Here is a 16,660-nt window from a genome sequence, read left to right on the forward strand (position 1 = left end):
GAACTCTGGACCCGGCGGGCCTGCTAGCTATAGGCGATAAACTCCAAGAGGTTCCCGTCCGGGTCTCGAGTGTAAACGCTTACTCCGGTTTCGGTCCCCGCGGTTCGACCGCCACGCCGGGTCACGGGACCTTCAATGAGTTCACCGCCAGCCGCGGCGATCACCGCCATCGCGTCGCTGACGGATCCCGTCCAAACGAAGCAGAAGTCCCCGCATCCGGGAGTCGCGGTCGACCCCCGCAGAGTAGATCGAGGATCCTGCCACACCTCGGGTGGGTGGACATTTATCTTCGAATCACCGCAAGCGAACGAAAAGGCCCGAGCTTCCCCGCGTCGCCATCCATCCACTCCCATTAGAACGAAGCCCAGTCTCTCGTAGAACTGGATGAGTTCTTCCGGGCGCTCTGTAGGTAGCACGACGTGGTCGAGGGACGACACAGACATCCGTCGCTCACTCTCTAGCAGCCGCGGTGGGCACGACCATGCATCTTTCGAGCTCGGCAAGAGACCCGACACCCATGAGCGTCAGAGTCCTCGCAATCTCTTCTCGGAAAATTTCGAGCACATGAGCCACTCCCTCGGCTCCGCTCGTCGCCAAACCATAAAGGAAGGGACGCCCGATCCCTACGGCGGTTGCCCCTAGGCAGAGCGCCTTCACGACGTCGCTTCCCCGTCGCACTCCGCTGTCGAAATAGATAGGCACTCTGCCATTCACCCGGTCGGCGATCGCCGGTAATGCATCAAGAGCGCTTTGTGCCCCGTCCAACTGGCGGCCACCATGGTTCGATACGACTACCCCGTCGGCACCCAGTTCGACGGCTTTGGCTGCGTCATCCGGATGCATCACGCCCTTGACGATGAGAGGACGGTCTTTCCACTGGTCGCGCATCCATTCGAAGTCGCTCCAACGCAGGTCGGGTCGGCTGAGTTGCAACTGAACGCGAGCCGCCTCGACAGCATTCGTGGTTCCGCGGACCTCGGCAAGCATTCTCGCTGCTGAACGCTGACGGCCTGCGAAGCCTAGGACCCACCCGGGCTTGAGCGCCGCATCAATCATGCGTCGCGGGGTGAGTGTCGGTGCTGTCCTCGCTGTTCCCATCCCGTGTCGGCGTTCCGCTTCACGGTTCCCCGGGACCGGGACATCGACTGTGACGAACAACCCCTGGAAGCCTGCGTTGTATGCGCGGTTCATGAACTCTTCAGTGATGCCACGCTCACCAGTTGCGTCACTCCGATATGGGTAGAGCTGAAAGAAATGGTCTTCGCGCGTACCCTTGGCAATTTCTTCGACCGTGTAGCTCGCAGCGGTGCTGAGCACCAGCCGCGTTCCGGCCATCTCGGCGGCGCGCGCGCCGCCGAGTTCACCTTTCCAGTGGACCAAACCCGTCATTCCGGTGGGAGAAATATAGACAGGCAAAGATATGTCCGTGCTGCCGAGCTTGGCAGAAAGATCACTGGCGCGCCGACCAGTAAACACTCTCGGCCGCAGGGCCCATGTGGAAAAGGCGTCGCGATTTGCACGGAGAGTGATCATATCTTCTGCGCCGTCTTCGATGTGGGCCCAGACCATACCGGGCAGACGTCGTCGAGCGGCTCTTCGATAATCCTCGACCGAGGCGGGATCCAGCCGCGACGTCAACCGGAACCTTACGCCGGCGAAGGGGTTGGCCAAGGTGTCCTCCCATACTGTCGTAGCAGCGGCGCCACGACGCTTGATCATGCTACCGTCCCCACGCCGCAAAACGTTATGTTAATCAGACGTCCATTCTGCTATCCGGTCATTTCGAACGTCGGAAGGATACGCTCGTGAAGACATCCGAGAACGCCACCCTCCTAGCGCACATCGATTGCCCGGGCGGCGGCCAAGTGCGAACCGAAGGCAACCTGCTCTTCGTGGGTCACATAGACGCACCAGCTGGCACAAGCATCTACGACATTTCGAACCCGAGCGATCCGGCTCTCCTCGCTCGCACGGAAATGCCCGAGGGATGGCACTCCCACAAGGTCAGGGCAATGGGAAACATCATGCTGGTGAATCATGAACGGAACGGCGCTCCCGCGTCTGACCCCTTCGTCGGCGGCCTTGTCGCCTACGACATCTCGGACCCCACGAAGCCACAACTGCTTGGCAAGTGGAAGGCTCCCGGTCGAGGAGTGCACCGCTTTGATTTCGACGGACGCTACGCGTATGTCTCGGCAACTTTGAACGGGTATAGAGGAAACATCGTCGTCATCCTGGATTTCCGTGACCCCACGCAGCCCACCGAGGTCTCCCGTTGGTGGCTGCCAGGCCAATGGGAAGAGGGTGGTGAACCGTATCCGTGGGACGACTTCCCACCCCCACGCTGCCACCATCCGCTACGTCGAGGAGACCACCTCTACGTGAGCTACTGGCACCACGGTCTCGTCATCCTGGACATTTCGGACATTAAGACCCCGTTCGCAGTCGGCGAATCTCGCCGCAGCCCCACCTTCCCGCATCCAACCCATACCGCCCTCCCGCTCCATGAACCCATCAGGGGTCGCGACTACATGATCGTCGCAGACGAGGATGCGGCGAAGCTTTACCCAGCACCGCCCTCGTTCGCCGTGGTCTACGACATAACGAACGAGTCACTTCCCGTGCCCGTCTCTGTGATCAACGTTCCGGGGATCGATGTCGACGGCTCCCCGCAAGAAAAGTTCACCGGCTGCCACCAACCGTCCGAGCGCTTTACCGGGACCATCGTCCCGTTCGCGTGGTTCTCGTCTGGATTGCAGGTATTCGATCTTGCCGAGCCATAGGCACCGAAACGTGTCGCTTGGCACATACCCGCCGCTCCAGCCGGGGAAGCGCGCGCATCATCCAACGATGTGACGATCGATGATCGCGGGATTGTTTATCTGCTCGATCGCGTTCGGGGGGTGGACGTCATTCAACTCGGGATCTGATGCGGGATAACCGACCTGCGCGCATTTGTTATCAGTGACGCTTGAACTTTCCCTGCCCACTCGTTAGCCTCATGTTCTAATCATCGGATCGGTGTTCCCTACTGTGGAATCGGCTGTGTAGAGATCGAGGCGCGAAGGAGCGCAACAAATGACCGAACATGTGCTCACAGAACGTGAGCGATTCGTCCAGGAAAAAAGCCCCTCGAGCAAACTTGGCCGCAACTCCAACCGCCCGTTTCGCGGGTGGGGTTGGCTGATCCTCTTTGCTGCCATTGTCGTCCTGATTGCCTGGCCCTTGGTTGTGTTTGAAGGACGACTTCTTTTCGAACCTGAGGCCTTCGGGTCCGCGCTCAGCTTCCCCGGTGTTGGGGCCGCCCTGCGAAACACCTTCCTGTTATCGCTTGCGTCCTCGGCCATCGCGGTCGTGCTCGGAGTCTTTCTTGCATGGTGCGCCATGCGAGTACCGCCGCGGGTAGCGGGAATCGTCTCGGTAGTCCCCCTTATCCCCCTCATCGTTCCGCAGGTCGCGGCCGTCGTGGGGTGGACCTACTTGCTTTCGCCTCGCAACGGGTTAATCAACCAGCTCCTTCGCTCCACCGGCTGGTTCGAGGGAACCACCGGCCCCATCGACATCTTCACCTTGCCGGCGATCATTCTCATCACCGCGTTCTCGTTGACGTCGTTTGTCTATCTCTTCGTGCGGTCGGCACTCCAGCAGCGCGGCAACGAGTTGGAGGTGGCCGCAGAAGCCGCGGGCGCCACACCCTGGCGCGTGTTCTGGACGGTAACACTCCCTCTGCTTCGGCCCGCGATCACCTTCTCTGGCGGGATGGTGTTCCTAATCGGCCTGGGTCAGTTCACTGCCCCCCTCATCTTGGGCGCACGAAACGACATCGCCGTAGTGACCACGCTCTTGTTCCGCATCTCGCAGGATTACCCGATCGATTACGCGCTCGGCGCCGCGCTGTCGCTCCCCCTCCTTGTTGGAGGTCTATTGGTTGTCATCTTGCAGCGCCTGTCACTTCGGGATGAGGTTCGCTACCGCTCCGTCGTGGGCAAGAGCAGGCTCGGCCACGCACGCACTAGCTGGCTCGCGGTCATCCCGATCGCCTTATATGCCTTCATCACGGCGGTGCTTCCGGTGCTTGTACTGGTATTCGTTTCGCTGTCGCCGTTCTGGTCGGGACGACTGCAGCCGGGCACCTGGTCGTTCAACGGGTGGACCTCCGCCCTGGGAAGCCCCATCGTGCTGGATGCCCTACGGGTAACCGCCTTGACCATTGGCCTAGCCACGATAATCGTCGTGCCGCTCGCATACCTCGTCTCGGTTGCGCTTTTGAATCGGACCCACACCCCACGGTTTGTAAAGTCAACGATCGAACTTTTGATCAACGTGCCGCTCGCGCTGCCCGGGTCGGTCTTCGCGTTGGCGCTGCTATTCACCTATAGCGGACCGCCGTTCAATCTGTACGGCACATGGGGAATGCTGGTAATCGCGTTCATCACAGTGATTCTGCCGTTCGCGGTAAGGCCTCAGCTGTCGTCGATGATGCTCACGGGCGATGAGTACGCCGAAGCATCTCGCGCAAGCGGCGCTGGCCCTCTGCGAACAGCCCTTCGAGTCGATGTTCCGCTCGCGCGACGCGGTATCAGCGTTGCATTCGCGCTCGTGCTGATTTTGCTCCTGCACGAGTTCTCGACCGCCGCTCTTGTGGTTACGGCGAAGACTAACGTCCTCGCAACCCTCCTTTACGACCGGTGGGTGTCGGGAACGACGGCAGAAGTTTCCGTCCTCGCCCTGCTGATCGTCATCGTGACGCTGGTGGCGTTCGCTATAACTGCCACTGTTGCCGGTGTCCGATCCCTGAGGAACATGCTGTGACCCGGCCAACCGAAATTCAGAAAGAACTAGAAATGACAGAACCGAAGGTAAAAGCATGAGCGCGGTCACCATCTCTCACATATCGAAGACTTTTCCGAAGCAGGCAGAGCCAGCGGTCAACGACTTCAATTTGGAAGTAGCCGCCGGTGAACTTGTCGTGCTCTTGGGACCCAGTGGCTGCGGAAAAACAACGCTATTGCGGTCTGTAGCAGGTCTTGAACGACCCGACGGGGGGCGCATTTCCTTCGGAGACATGACGGTATTTGATCACTCAGGTAAGACCAAGGATGTTCCGACGCACAAGCGCCCGATTGGGATGGTGTTCCAGAACTACGCCCTCTGGCCGCACATGACCGTTGGTCAGAACGTCGCGTATCCGATGAAGTCCAAGGGCTGGTCGAAGAGCACGATGAGGGAGAAAGTACTGGCGACGCTACGACTCGTCGAGTGCGACCCGTACGTCGACCGCTACCCGGCGGACCTCAGCGGTGGCCAACAGCAGCGGATCGCTCTAGCACGCGCTATGGCTGCGTCGCCCGAGGTAATGCTGTTTGACGAGCCCCTCAGTAACCTCGACTTCCGGTTGCGTGCACAACTGCGGCAAGACATCCGGGCGCTTCACCGCAGCGAGAACTTCACCGGTCTCTATGTGACGCATGACCAGACAGAAGCACTCCAGATCGGCGACACGGTCGTCGTGATGCGACTCGGCAAGCGGGTACAGGTGGGCCCACCGGTCGAAGTATTCTCTCGGCCAGCCACTCCTTACGTTGCTCGGTTCCTCGGCATAACCAATGAGGTCGCTCTGGACCATTTGCCTGCCGACTCGACCTGGCGAGTTAGCGATTCATCACAAGACCTCCCCCTCGATCTCGGTCGAACTACGGGCGGCCAGCACGACCTTTTCGTGCGCTCCTCCGATATCGAATTGATGACACCGGCCGAAGCCGGATCCCCCGGCGCCCACCGCACCGTGCTGTCGTACGGGACCGTTGAGGATGTGATCTACAGCGGTGAGCACAGCGAGTGGACCGTGGACCTCGGGTTTGGCGTATGGTCTGCCGTCGCGCCGGCGCGCACGTGGGACTTCAAGGCTGGGGACAAGGTGGCGGTGACGTTCCGGAAGGAAGCTGCGCTGCTGTATTCCAGGGACTCGGGGACCCTGCGAAACAACAGAGATCTACAGCTAACGCAGTGAAGCCCGTCCCCTCGCACCGACTCAATAGAAAGACACAGCATGAAACTTATGAAACGACGCGCCGCGGCGGGCTTATTCGTCGCGGGGATGACCGCCCTGGCTCTGGTCGGGTGCAGCACGGGCGGCAATACGGAGAGCCCTTCAGAGAATCCGTCGTTGACCGAAGCCGGTGATCCGAACGCCGGCGGCGGCGCCGAGTGGGAGGCGATCGTCGAGGCCGCCAACGAGGAAGGCGAGGTCGTGCTCTACCTCGTCTACCCCGGCTTCGAGGACCGGCTCAAGGAGGGATTCGCTCAGCACTACCCCGACATCACCCTCACCATCCTGCGACAGCCGAACGCTGAGACTGTGGCGAAGCTCGAGCAGGAAAAACTTCACGATGCTCCGGGTGCGGATGTCGCGGCACTCCTTCTGACGGCCTGGTATGAAGACAACGCGGCTGACCTCGTCATGAGCGAAGGCCCGATGCGTGAAAAATACTGGGCTGGGACCGAAGGCGAATACAACGATGGCCTTACGCAATTCGTAGTAGGAAACGGCGTAGGCGCTGGAGTCAACACTGAACTCGTCGAGGAGCTCGGAGCTGATCCGATCGAAAACGCCGAATCGGACGTTCTCCAGCCCGAACTCGCGGGTGCAATCGGCTTAATACGACCCAGCTCCGACACAGGGCGGCTGGTTTCCGCGTTCAACACCTTCCGCGGGATGGGTGGTGAGTCGGCTCTGGAGAAGCTCGCAGAGCTAGACCCGATCTACTACGAGAGCACCGCTCAGATGGCAGATGCCCTCACCTCGGGCGAGATTGCTGTCGGTCTCATGATGAACTACTCGTCTGTCGGACCGGGCATTAGTGCAGGTGCTCCGGTTACATGGGTGATGAACGAGCCGCGCGTCGCGTCGGTCGTGTCGTCAAGCATTGTTGGTTGGGCACAGCACCCTTACGCGGCGCAGGTACTTCAGAACTGGCTCTTATCGCCAGCTGGGCAGCTCGCGCTCACCGCCCCTGATGATGGCGTCATCAGCCCGCTGCCACCGGGAGTCCTTGAGAGCGTTATCCCCGACAAGCACACATTGCCAACAGACGCCGCTATCAACACGGGGTCAGCCACCGATGAAATGCACGAGTGGTACGACTCAATTTATTTGAAGCACATGCCGCAATAGAGCGCGTCACGTTGCACCGAGCACCCTTAAAAAGAAAGGCACAGCATGAAACCTATGAAACGACGCGCCGCGGCGGGCTTATTCGTCGCGGGGATGACCGCCCTGGCTCTGGTCGGGTGCAGCACGGGCGGCAATACGGAGAGCCCTTCAGAGAATCCGTCGTTGGCCGAAGCCGGTGATCCGAACGCCGGCGGCGGCGCCGAGTGGGAGGCGATCGTCGAGGCCGCCAACGAGGAGGGCGAGGTCGTGCTCTACCTCGTCTACCCCGGCTTCGAGGACCGGCTCAAGGAGGGATTCGCTCAGCACTACCCCGACATCACCCTCACCATCCTGCGCCAGCCAACGGCAGAGACTGTTGCGAAGCTTGAGCAGGAAAAGGCCAACAATGCACCCGGTGCAGATGTGGCAGCCTTGCTCTCCACGCAATGGTTCGAAGACAACGCCTCGAATCTCGTCATGAGTGAAGGCCCCATGCGGTCCGAGTACTGGGAGGGTACGGACTCGGAATTCAACGACGGTCTCAGCCAGTTCGTGATCGCTAACGCGACCGGCGTTGCTGTGAATACGCAACTCGTAGAAGAGCTCGGCGCTGACCCCATCGAGGACCCGGCGGTGGACATCTTCCAGCCGGAATTGGCTGGGGCCATCGGCGGGGTACCCCCCACAACCGACTCGACTGCTCCCGTAGTCGCCTGGTATAACACCTTCGAAGTAACGGGTGACAATGGCGATCTTGAGAAGTACGCCGATCTGAACCCGATCCGTTACGAGAGCGCAGCTCAGATGGCAGATGCTCTCGCCTCTGGCGAGATCGCCGCCAGCGCGGTTGTCAACTACTCGTCAGTGGGCCCGCTCATTGAGGCAGGGGCGCCGATTGAGTGGATTGAAAGCCAGCCGCCCGTCGTTTCAGTGGTGTCGTCGAGCATCGTTGGGTGGGCACAACACCCCAATGCCGCGCAAGTGTTCCAGAACTGGCTCCTGTCGCCGGCAGGCCAGCTAGCCATCACTGCTCCGGATGACGGCGTGCTCAGCCCGCTCCCCCCGGGCACGTTTGGCGACCTCATCCCCGAGCGGCACACGCTTCCCACCGATGCCGCTATCTCCCGAGGAGTGCCAAGCCAGGAGATGAAGGACTGGTATAACAACGTCCTCGCTCCGACGCTGCGGTAACCGGTACTCGATAACTAGTACTGGACAACCGGATGCCATGGTTCCGAACGGACCATGGCATCCGGTCATTTAGTCCAACCGCACCAGTGGAACCGTGACATTTTGCGCGACCTTAATGTCGACAAGCACGGGACCGGTGACAGCGGAGAGCAGGTCTTGAGTTTCACGGAGTTCGGCAAGCGTGCGGACTGTACGCGTGGTGCTAAACCCCATCGCGCTTGCGATGGGCGCAAAGTCCATGTCGTCTAGGTGCGCTTCTGTCGTGGGCATCCCGTCCTGCTCGAGAAAGACACGTTCAGACCCGTAGCCCTGGTCGTTCAACACGACGATCGCGAGTGGGAGCCGGTATCGCGCGACGGTCTCGAGATCCGCAAGTGACATACTCATTCCGCCGTCACCAGCAATGAGGACCGTACTGCGATTCGGACGTGCAAGACAGTGACCAATGGCGACGCCAATTCCAATCCCGATCCGAAATGAGTCGGGCCCGGATACTCGCATCGTGCGCACTGTCGAGCGCATGTACCGGCCTCTGTCGAAGATGAGTACCCTATCCTCAGGGAGGGGCTCATCGAGAAAAGCGCCCACGTCCCGCGGGTCGAGCGGCATCACGTCGGCTTGGGGCTGTGGAACCCCGGGGTGGCACCGCTAGTTACTCCTCCGCATCCCGCTCTCGGACCCGGGCGATCAGTTGGTCAACGACCTCCCGCACGTCGCCCGCCCGCCGCCGAGCCCGACGGACGCTCCCTCGCATGGTGTTCGACATGGTCGATGGGGGCACAGATGGTGAAGTGATGCTGCGCGCGAACCGCGAGGTCTTCCATGACGTGTCGATACGGGCCCGGATGGCGACGCACGTCCCCTCCCCGGACGTGTCGACGACAGTGTTCGGCACCCCTGTCTCGATGCCGGTTCTGCTGTCCCCCACCGGACTCAACAGCATGGTGCATCCCGCCGCGGAGACTGCGGTTGCGGCGGCAGCAGCTCGGGCCGACACAATTTATACATTGGCAATCGGCTCGTCGCGCACACTCGAGGATGTACATGAGTCCTCTCCCTAGACGCAAAACTGTGGTTTCAGTTGTACTTCTACAGCGGTCGGCCGGGCGCTGAGGCTCTCATTCAGCGCGCCGAGCGAGCCGAGTACGGTGCTCTCGTCGTCACGGTGGATACGCCGTTCGTGGGCAACCGCGAGCGCGACACTCGAAACGAAGCAACACCGCCGTATGATGTCGATGTCGCAAACATGGTGAAATTTGCGCCGCAGGTCGTATGGCGGCCGCGGTGGTTGTACCGCTTCGTACGCGGGGGCATGAATGTCATTCTCGCGCACGGCATCAGGCCGGGCGCGGACCGGAGGGAAACACTGGCGCTTGATGACATGGCCGAGGCCGTGGTCAATCATTCACCGACCTGGGATGACATCACCTGGATACGCGGTTTGTGGATGCGGCCCTTGCTTGTGAAAGGAATTCTGACCGCCGAGGAGGCACGAAAGGCGGTGGAGAGTGGCGCGGATGCGGTCATCGTTTCCAACCACGGGGGCAGACAGTTGGACTCCGGACGCGCAACCTTTCGCGCCCTTCGAGAAGTCGTCGCCGAAGTTGACACCGAGGTTGAAGTCATCCTGGATGGCCGAGTACGGCGCGCCACGGAAGTCATAAAGGCCCTCGCACTCGGCGCGAAGGCTGTGATGTCTGGACGCCCATATCTCTATGGCCTTGGTTATGCCGGCGGCCCCGGTTCGACCGGATACTCGAACTCACCCGCGCTGACCGCCTCCGTACGATGTCGCTAATGGGGTGCCCGTCCGTGACCGACCTGGATCCGACGTGGGTCCAAGATGGGCCCGGCATAACGGCTCGGGCTTGAGATCTAGGATTTATGTCTCGCCGCGCGTTGACGCCGCCGCTGCTAAGCTCTACGCTCATACTATGCATTCTGTAAGCCAGATCGATCGTCGAGAGAGCGGAACGCTTAGCGAGGGCGTTGACATTCAGCGCGTAGCCATAGTCACCGGGTCCGGGCAGGGAATCGGCAAGTCCATGGCCACCGATTTCGCAGCAGCCGGATACGCGGTTGTCATTGCCGACCGCGACGCGGACGGCGCAAAGCGCACTGCCGCCGAGCTAGCCAACGCGGGGCACACCACTCTCGCCGTTACGGTCGACGTTGCCGAGGCCGAGAGCGTCGAAAAGATGGTGTCCTCGACGATGGAAGCGTACGGACGCATCGACGTTCTAATCAATAACGCGGCGATCTTTTCCACCATCACAATGCGCCCGTTCGACGAGATTCCACTAGACGAATGGCAGCAGGTGATCGACGTCAACCTCACCGGCGTCTTCCTGTGCTGCCGCGCAGTAGCGGCTCCCATGCGCAAGCAGGGCTTTGGCCGGATCATCAACATGTCATCGTCGACCGTGCTGTTCGGTCGACCCAACTACCTTCACTACGTCGCATCGAAATCCGGAGTGGTTGGCATTACCCGCGGCCTAGCCCGCGAACTCGGAGCCGACGGCATTACCGTGAACAGCGTCATGCCGGGATCCGTAGACACAGGCATTGAACGGGACTCCGGATCACCGGAGAAGGCGGCGAAGATTGTTGCGGGGCAGTCTGTGCCGCGTCGTCTGGTGCCCGACGATATCGTAGGCGCCACGCTCTTCCTCGCATCCGAGGCTGCTGGCGCTATCACCGGACAGACGATCGTCGCCGATGGTGGAGCGAACTTCCTTTAGAGGGCTCAACCCTCAAGCCGAGACAGAGACGAGAAACCGCATCATGACCACCGCCGACTCCTCCCTCGTCACGTACGAGGTGGTCGACCGCGTTGCGCTGATCACGCTGAACAACCCAGATCGCCTGAACGTAATCGACCACGGGCCGGGCTCCATGGCTGACAGACTTCTTGCCGCCATGGACCGCGCAGAAGCCGACGACGAAGTCCGGTGTCTCGTACTGACCGGTGCCGGACGAGCCTTCTCCGCTGGAGGGGACATCGGAGGGTTGAAGCTCGAAACACCTCTCGATTTCTACCGATTCCTCGAAGCGAACGTTCGCGAGACAGACCGCATCCGCGGTGGCACCAAACCCACGATTGGAGCCATTAACGGGCTCTGCTACGGCTTTGGCCTCATCATCGCCACCCACCTCGACATGATCATCGCATCCGACCAGGCAAGGTTCGGTCTCCTCGAAACACGATTTGGCTCTAGTGGCGCACAGACGCTTGCTTATCACGTTGGACCGCAGTGGGCGAAGTTCCTCGCACTTAGCGGCGAACTCATCACAGCCCAGAAGGCTCAGCAGATCGGCCTGGTGATGGAGGTCTTCGCGCACGACGAAATGATGACCAAGGTTCTCGATCTGGCCCGACGCGTTGCAGCTATGCCGCGAGAAGCCGTCGCCCTCAACCGTCAAGTTATCAACGGCGCGATGAACCTCATGGGCTGGGAGCACCAGCGTGAACTGGCGCTCGCACTCAACACCGTCACAAACCAGATGTCGTCGCGCGCCCAGGCGCACGACGGTCGCGTGCTCAATGACGTGCTCAAGAATGACGGCTGGAAGGCCTACAAGGAAGCCCGAGACAATGCGTTCGAGCCTCCGTGGCTTGACTGAGCGACGGAAGCTCGAACACAGTTAGCTGGTCGTGAACTGCTCCCCGGAAGTTGGACTGAGAAATTGTGTTCCGACTCCTGGGGAGCAGTTTTATGCAGCCACGTAGTTCGTTATCCGAGGATCAACGCGAGGCCGCTGTAGCGTGGTTCGAAAAAGGGCCTCGCAGATAGTGCAACGGCCAGATTCCTGGGTGTGCCGCGAAACCCGGTCAACCGGCTGCGTCGGCGATGGAGGATTTACGGCCGGGGAGCGTTGATGACCAAACCGACAAAACGTTCGTACTCGTTCGAGTTCAAGCTCGCATCGCTCGAACGGTTCCGGTGAGACTGGCCCAGGATCTCGCAGCTGAAGCCGGCTTGCCCTCACCCGCACTACTGAGAACGTGGGTAGCGGCGTATCGCCGTGAGGGCGCGGATGCGTTGCGTCCACGGCCTAAAGGCAGACCCAAGAGGCCTGACGCGCCATCGGCGAAGTTGCCCGAACTGGAGCGGTGCGGCGCGAGCGGGCGGGCGGGCGGAGGTAGCTTACCTGGGAAAATTGCGGGCTTTGAGGGCGCAGGAACGACGGTGAAGGTTCAGGCCATCATCGCCCTCAAGGCTGAACTTGCCCCTCCCTGTTTTGCTGCAGGTCCCGGACGACGTTCTTCTATCACCAGGCCCGCCTCCAGGCCCCGGAGCCGAAGGAGGCACTCAAGGCCGCGGTGACGGAGATCTTCGCAAAGAACCACGGCCGGTACCGGCATCGCCGCATCCACACAGAGCTGGCCAAGCAGGGGTGGTCGGTCGCGAAGAATACCGAACGGAAACTCTACCTCTCGCCGGTCATGGACCTCTTCGACCGGCAGATCATCTCCTACGCGCTGGGCCCGTCCCCGAACCTGGAGCTCACCAACACCTCTCTGCGTCAGGCTTGGGCAACGCTCGAGTGCGGGCAGAAACCGCTCGTGCATTCCGACCAGGGATTTCAGTACCAGCACATCTCCTGGCGGCATCTTCTGCAAGGCGCCGACGCCGCCCAATCGATGTCACGCAAAGGCAACTGCTTCGACAACGCCCTGATGGAGAACTTTTTCGGACACCTCAAGGAAGAGCTCTTCCACCGAGTCCGGTTCCTCAACACCGAAGCGTTGGAAGCGTCACTGCACGAGTACATCCGCTTGGTACAACACCGAAAGAATCTCAACAAAGCTTAAGGGCCTGAGTCCGGTGCAATACCGTGCTCAGGCCCTCGCGGCCTAGGCTCTTACTTAGCCGGTCCAACTTTTGGGGACCAGTTCATTGCTGACCCCGGGCTATCGCAGGTCGGTCGCAGCAGCGGTTCCAGCTCGTTCTCCGAACAGCATGGCGGCCCCGATAGTCGCGCCGGCGCCAGGGTAGGCGAGGCCGAAGCAACTCGACGAGGAGTTGCCGGCCGCGTATAGCCCCGGAATCGACTCGCCACGGTAGTTCTGCACGCGCCCCTCGGTGTCGGTCTTAGCCCCGCCCTTAGTGCCGAGAAGTCCAGAGCGGAGTTCTATCGCGTAGATAGGACGCGAGTCGAGCGGACGGAGGTTGGGGTGCTCCGTCTTACGATCACCAACGAACCGGTCGTAAACATAGTCGCCTCTGCCGAAATCCGGATCAACACCTTTCGCCGCATTTTCATTAAAGGTGGCGATTGTGTTCTTGAGATTATCTGCGGGTAGTCCGATCTTCTCCGCCAGTTCTTCCGGCGAGGTGGCAGTAACCCACCAGGAAGGTACGGGCTCACCGGGCAAGACAGGCCCGAGAGGGTAACGCAAGCGGTAGTCTTCGTCGAAGACAAGCCACGACGGGTCTCGGTCGAACTTGCTCGTGTGCGGGTTAAAGGAATGCATAGCGCGCCCGACGTCACTGTAGTTCTGCGCTTCGTTGCAATAACGGCGTCCGTTCTGATCGACCATGATGGATCCTGGCCGGGACCGTTCGTGGTACACGATGCGCCAAATCTCCTCACCGTCGATCGAATCCCCCGGAATCCGCATTGCGGGCGACCACCAGGCTTCGCTCATGTTGCCGACCCTGGCGCCAATTTCGAGCGCCATCCGCAGCCCGTCTCCCTTTGCCCCGGGCGATCCAATGAAGCCTGCAATTGGCGCGCGGAGGAACGCCTTCGCCAGTTCCTTGTCGCGTTCGAAGCCGCCCGTCGCGATGACCACGCGACCTTCGACGAACCCGTCTGCGGTGTCGACGCCGGTGACCTGACCGTCCTCGACGTGTAATCCGAGGACGCGGGTGTCGACCAGCGTTTTCACTCCGGCCTTCCATGCGCCTTCGATAAGGAACGCTGCAAGAGCATTGCCTGCGGTCTGAATGTTCTTCTCGTCGCGCTCCGCAAGCACGGCAGGATCGAACGACTGGTGAATACCTTCCTCATGCGTAGCCCGAAGCCGCCAGACAAGCGCGCTACGGATAACCGCCGCAACCTCGGGCGACAACTGGATAGGGCGGGTCTCGAACGACCTTCCAGCTGATCGGCCGCCGGGCCGGTCCGCGTGATAGTCGGGATAGGGCACGGGCATCCACTCAATGCCTGCCCATTCGGAGAGCTTCTCCATCAGCTTCGGCCCCTCCTCGACATATGTGACGAGGAGATCATCGTCAACATCGCCGTCGATGAAGCTGCGCAAGTAGGTTAGACCGTCTTCCTTGCTGTCTGAGGGCACGTCGCCCGTGCCCTCTCTGTCGCCCGGGAACCAGACCACTCCGCCCGACAGTGCGGTCGTGCCACCTAGATAGGGAGTGGACTCGAACAGAGTTACAGAGGCCCCCGCATGAGCTGCAGCGATGGACGCTGTCAGACCCGCCGCGCCGGAACCCAGGACTATGACATTGTTCTGGTTCATTGCAAGTCTTTCGCTAATCGATTCTGTTGGCTATCCGACCGTGGAAGAGTCAGTCGCTGCTCGGGAGCAGTTCACGGAGTTTCTGCGCGTAGGAATCCCAATCAATTTCGTCCACCGAGATCATGTATGCCTCGCGAATGGCGTCTGGGGTGCGCGGTGATAGCTCAAGCCCCATGTCTTCCACGACCATCGCGCTCCACTCCTCGGAGATGGCGCTCCACTTGTCCAGGACGGACTGCGGGTCGGAGAGGTTCGCCGGCGCAGACTCAGACAGAGCCTCAAAACGCCCCACGTGGAAGTCGTTCAGTGCGCTGTCCAGTTCGCTCGGGTTGACGAAGGTGACGCCGAGTTCGTCGGCCTTTTCTACGAACTTATTAGTTGCGAGGATGTGCTGTTGCGCGTAGGCGACCTGCCAATCGACAGTCGCGTCGAGGATTATGTCTCGTGCTTCGGCAGGCAGAGAGTCCCACCGGCCGACGCCCATAACGTAACCTGCTCCCATCTGGTGCCCAAGCGTCACGGGCAGGTAGTGCTTGGCGACCTCCAGGAGGCCCGTGTCGGCGTAGTACATCGCCGTGACAGAGACGCAGTCCATGATGCCGCGCTGGAGTCCCTCATAGAGCTCCGTGGACTGCGCGAACATCGAAGTCATACCCAGTGACTCGACTTCAGCCGCGGCGAAGTCGTTGTTCGTTCGTGCGCGGATGCCATCCGCTTGCTCCGGACTTTCCACTTCTTCTGTGCACAGCATGTCGAAGGGCTGTGAGCCGCTGAGGTAGAGCGGAACAAGGCCGATTTCCTCGAGTTCCGCCAAGAGAGGTTCGCTCTGGCGATACAGCTGTGTGGTCGCTCCATAACCTTCCAGCATGTTCTGCGGATAGGACTGGTCTGTGAGCACACCAGCCGCCGTAAGCCACGAAGAAATTGGCACATCTTGCGGCGCGAATCCCGGCGAGAAGAACGAGATGTCGACCGCGCCGGACTGCAGGTTGCTCAGCGCCTCAGTGGGCGGGAACAGCGATCCACCCCAGTACGGTTCGAAAGTGATTTTCCCGTCGGTCTGTGACTCGACTGTGTCCATAAACGTCTGAGCAGCGCGACCGATGGCCGAGTCGGCACCGCTCAGGTCGGCGAATGTCAGTGTGATCGGCTCCATCGAATCAAGCGTGCCCTCGGCGGAGCCTTCCGTAGCCGAGCCGGCAGGGGAGCACGCAGTTAGACCTAACCCCGCGATGAGCGAGAGTGCGATTACACGCTGGATGGTGTGTTTGAACATAAATACTCCTTTGTATCCCCTGTGGACCATCGGCTCGGCCCTGCGCGTTATTAGGATAGCAGGAATGGTGTTCTATCTCACAGAACTCCAGACGGGCCCTGATCGCTGTCTCGGTCGGAGCATCATGCCCTTGATGCCTACTCACTTCAGGGTTATAGGCCATTTATGTGTGTCCGGTGGCCCCTGCTTCGCCGTGTTGGTGCCGCTGAATCCGGTCCGGCATACTCCGGGTCCTTATTCGTAGAGGGTCCTTGATTATCCGGAAGAGTGTGCTCTCTGCGGCGGGACGCTAAAACGCAACGGAAAAACCACTGCCGGCTCGGCCCGGTGGCGGTGCAAGGACTGCAGGGCCAGCACGTCGGTGCGCAGAGCTCGCTCGCCCGGACGTGGCACGCCGGCACGACCTCGAGGCGTTCCTGTGCTGGCTGTTGGGCAAGTATTCCCGCGCCCGGGCCGATGGGACTGCTACCGGTAGGACCCTGCGCCGGCAGATCGCGTGGTGTTGGAAGGTGGTCCCGCAGATACCGGCCACGGGTCAGATCCACGACGAAGT

17 protein-coding genes and 1 pseudogene are annotated in these 16,660 nt (G+C 60.8%); 13 read left to right on the plus strand and 5 right to left on the minus strand.

The genetic code is table 11. The features are described 5' to 3' along the window. Nucleotides 1-23 precede the first annotated feature (23 nt). Both AC5RVV_RS09195 and AC5RVV_RS09200 read right to left on the minus strand, forming a co-directional pair. Nucleotides 24-443 carry a VOC family protein gene (locus AC5RVV_RS09195; protein WP_494001017.1) on the minus strand — a complete coding sequence of 140 codons (420 nt, stop codon included), beginning with the start codon at nt 441-443 and terminating at the stop codon, nt 24-26. 7 nt (nt 444-450) lie between these two features. Then, nucleotides 451-1,719, minus strand: coding sequence for an alpha-hydroxy acid oxidase (locus tag AC5RVV_RS09200; protein ID WP_494001018.1), 1,269 nt, complete (start codon nt 1,717-1,719; stop codon nt 451-453). Nucleotides 1,720-1,805: 86 nt separating this feature from the next. On the opposite strand from AC5RVV_RS09200, the gene AC5RVV_RS09205 reads away from it, so the two are divergent. The 5 genes from AC5RVV_RS09205 to AC5RVV_RS09225 all read left to right on the plus strand — a co-directional run bounded on the left by AC5RVV_RS09205 (nt 1,806) and on the right by AC5RVV_RS09225 (nt 8,344). After that, nucleotides 1,806-2,783: an LVIVD repeat-containing protein gene (locus AC5RVV_RS09205; RefSeq protein WP_494001019.1), complete on the plus strand. Its 978-nt coding sequence runs from the start codon at nt 1,806-1,808 to the stop codon at nt 2,781-2,783. 295 nt (nt 2,784-3,078) lie between these two features. Then, nucleotides 3,079-4,812, plus strand: a complete 1,734-nt coding sequence (locus AC5RVV_RS09210) for an ABC transporter permease (protein WP_494001020.1) — start codon at nt 3,079-3,081, stop codon at nt 4,810-4,812. A gap of 55 nt (nt 4,813-4,867) precedes the next feature. Beyond that, entirely contained in the window at nt 4,868-6,010 is a 1,143-nt protein-coding gene (locus AC5RVV_RS09215) for an ABC transporter ATP-binding protein (RefSeq protein WP_494001021.1), read from the plus strand. 39 nt (nt 6,011-6,049) lie between these two features. Beyond that, on the plus strand, nt 6,050-7,174 hold the full coding sequence (locus tag AC5RVV_RS09220) for a hypothetical protein (RefSeq protein ID WP_494001022.1): 1,125 nt from the start codon (nt 6,050-6,052) through the stop codon (nt 7,172-7,174). A 54-nt stretch (nt 7,175-7,228) separates the two neighbouring features. Then, nucleotides 7,229-8,344: an ABC transporter substrate-binding protein gene (locus tag AC5RVV_RS09225; protein WP_494001023.1), complete on the plus strand. Its 1,116-nt coding sequence runs from the start codon at nt 7,229-7,231 to the stop codon at nt 8,342-8,344. 69 nt (nt 8,345-8,413) lie between these two features. On the opposite strand, the gene AC5RVV_RS09230 is transcribed toward AC5RVV_RS09225, so the two are convergent. Beyond that, nucleotides 8,414-8,953, minus strand: a complete 540-nt coding sequence (locus AC5RVV_RS09230) for a thiamine pyrophosphate-dependent enzyme (RefSeq protein WP_494001024.1) — start codon at nt 8,951-8,953, stop codon at nt 8,414-8,416. A 17-nt stretch (nt 8,954-8,970) separates the two neighbouring features. Here AC5RVV_RS09230 and AC5RVV_RS09235 point away from each other — a divergent pair, with 17 nt between their 5' ends. The 7 genes from AC5RVV_RS09235 (at nt 8,971) to AC5RVV_RS09265 (ending at nt 13,206) form a co-directional block, all read left to right on the plus strand. Beyond that, nucleotides 8,971-9,405 (plus strand): alpha-hydroxy-acid oxidizing protein, encoded by a 435-nt coding sequence (locus AC5RVV_RS09235; RefSeq protein ID WP_494001025.1) that lies wholly within the window; start codon nt 8,971-8,973, stop codon nt 9,403-9,405. A gap of 8 nt (nt 9,406-9,413) precedes the next feature. Then, a complete protein-coding gene (locus AC5RVV_RS09240; RefSeq protein ID WP_494001316.1) occupies nt 9,414-10,142 on the plus strand; it encodes an alpha-hydroxy acid oxidase in 729 nt (242 codons plus the stop codon). A 136-nt stretch (nt 10,143-10,278) separates the two neighbouring features. Then, nucleotides 10,279-11,085 (plus strand): SDR family NAD(P)-dependent oxidoreductase, encoded by an 807-nt coding sequence (locus tag AC5RVV_RS09245; RefSeq protein ID WP_494001026.1) that lies wholly within the window; start codon nt 10,279-10,281, stop codon nt 11,083-11,085. A 43-nt stretch (nt 11,086-11,128) separates the two neighbouring features. Beyond that, the gene (locus AC5RVV_RS09250) at nt 11,129-11,968 is read left to right on the plus strand and encodes an enoyl-CoA hydratase/isomerase family protein (protein WP_494001027.1); all 840 of its coding nucleotides are present in this window, start codon (nt 11,129-11,131) and stop codon (nt 11,966-11,968) included. 227 nt (nt 11,969-12,195) lie between these two features. Next, a complete protein-coding gene (locus AC5RVV_RS09255) occupies nt 12,196-12,672 on the plus strand; it encodes a helix-turn-helix domain-containing protein (RefSeq protein WP_494001028.1) in 477 nt (158 codons plus the stop codon). Next, the gene (locus AC5RVV_RS09260) at nt 12,582-13,160 is read left to right on the plus strand and encodes a DDE-type integrase/transposase/recombinase (protein WP_494001317.1); all 579 of its coding nucleotides are present in this window, start codon (nt 12,582-12,584) and stop codon (nt 13,158-13,160) included. Before AC5RVV_RS09255 ends, AC5RVV_RS09260 begins: the two co-directional genes overlap by 91 nt. Next, entirely contained in the window at nt 13,144-13,206 is a 63-nt protein-coding gene (locus AC5RVV_RS09265) for a hypothetical protein (RefSeq protein ID WP_494001318.1), read from the plus strand. Before AC5RVV_RS09260 ends, AC5RVV_RS09265 begins: the two co-directional genes overlap by 17 nt. Nucleotides 13,207-13,259: 53 nt before the next feature. On the opposite strand, the gene AC5RVV_RS09270 is transcribed toward AC5RVV_RS09265, so the two are convergent. Next, nucleotides 13,260-14,831: an FAD-dependent oxidoreductase gene (locus tag AC5RVV_RS09270; RefSeq protein WP_494001029.1), complete on the minus strand. Its 1,572-nt coding sequence runs from the start codon at nt 14,829-14,831 to the stop codon at nt 13,260-13,262. Nucleotides 14,832-14,880: 49 nt separating this feature from the next. Next, nucleotides 14,881-16,107: a TRAP transporter substrate-binding protein DctP gene (dctP, locus tag AC5RVV_RS09275; protein ID WP_494001030.1), complete on the minus strand. Its 1,227-nt coding sequence runs from the start codon at nt 16,105-16,107 to the stop codon at nt 14,881-14,883. Nucleotides 16,108-16,384: 277 nt separating this feature from the next. Here dctP and AC5RVV_RS09280 point away from each other — a divergent pair. Further along, nucleotides 16,385-16,582, plus strand: a pseudogene (locus tag AC5RVV_RS09280) (IS1/IS1595 family N-terminal zinc-binding domain-containing protein); the annotation flags it as partial. Nucleotides 16,583-16,660: the final 78 nt, after the last annotated feature.

Source organism: Arthrobacter sp. MDT2-34-1 (assembly GCF_059091365.1).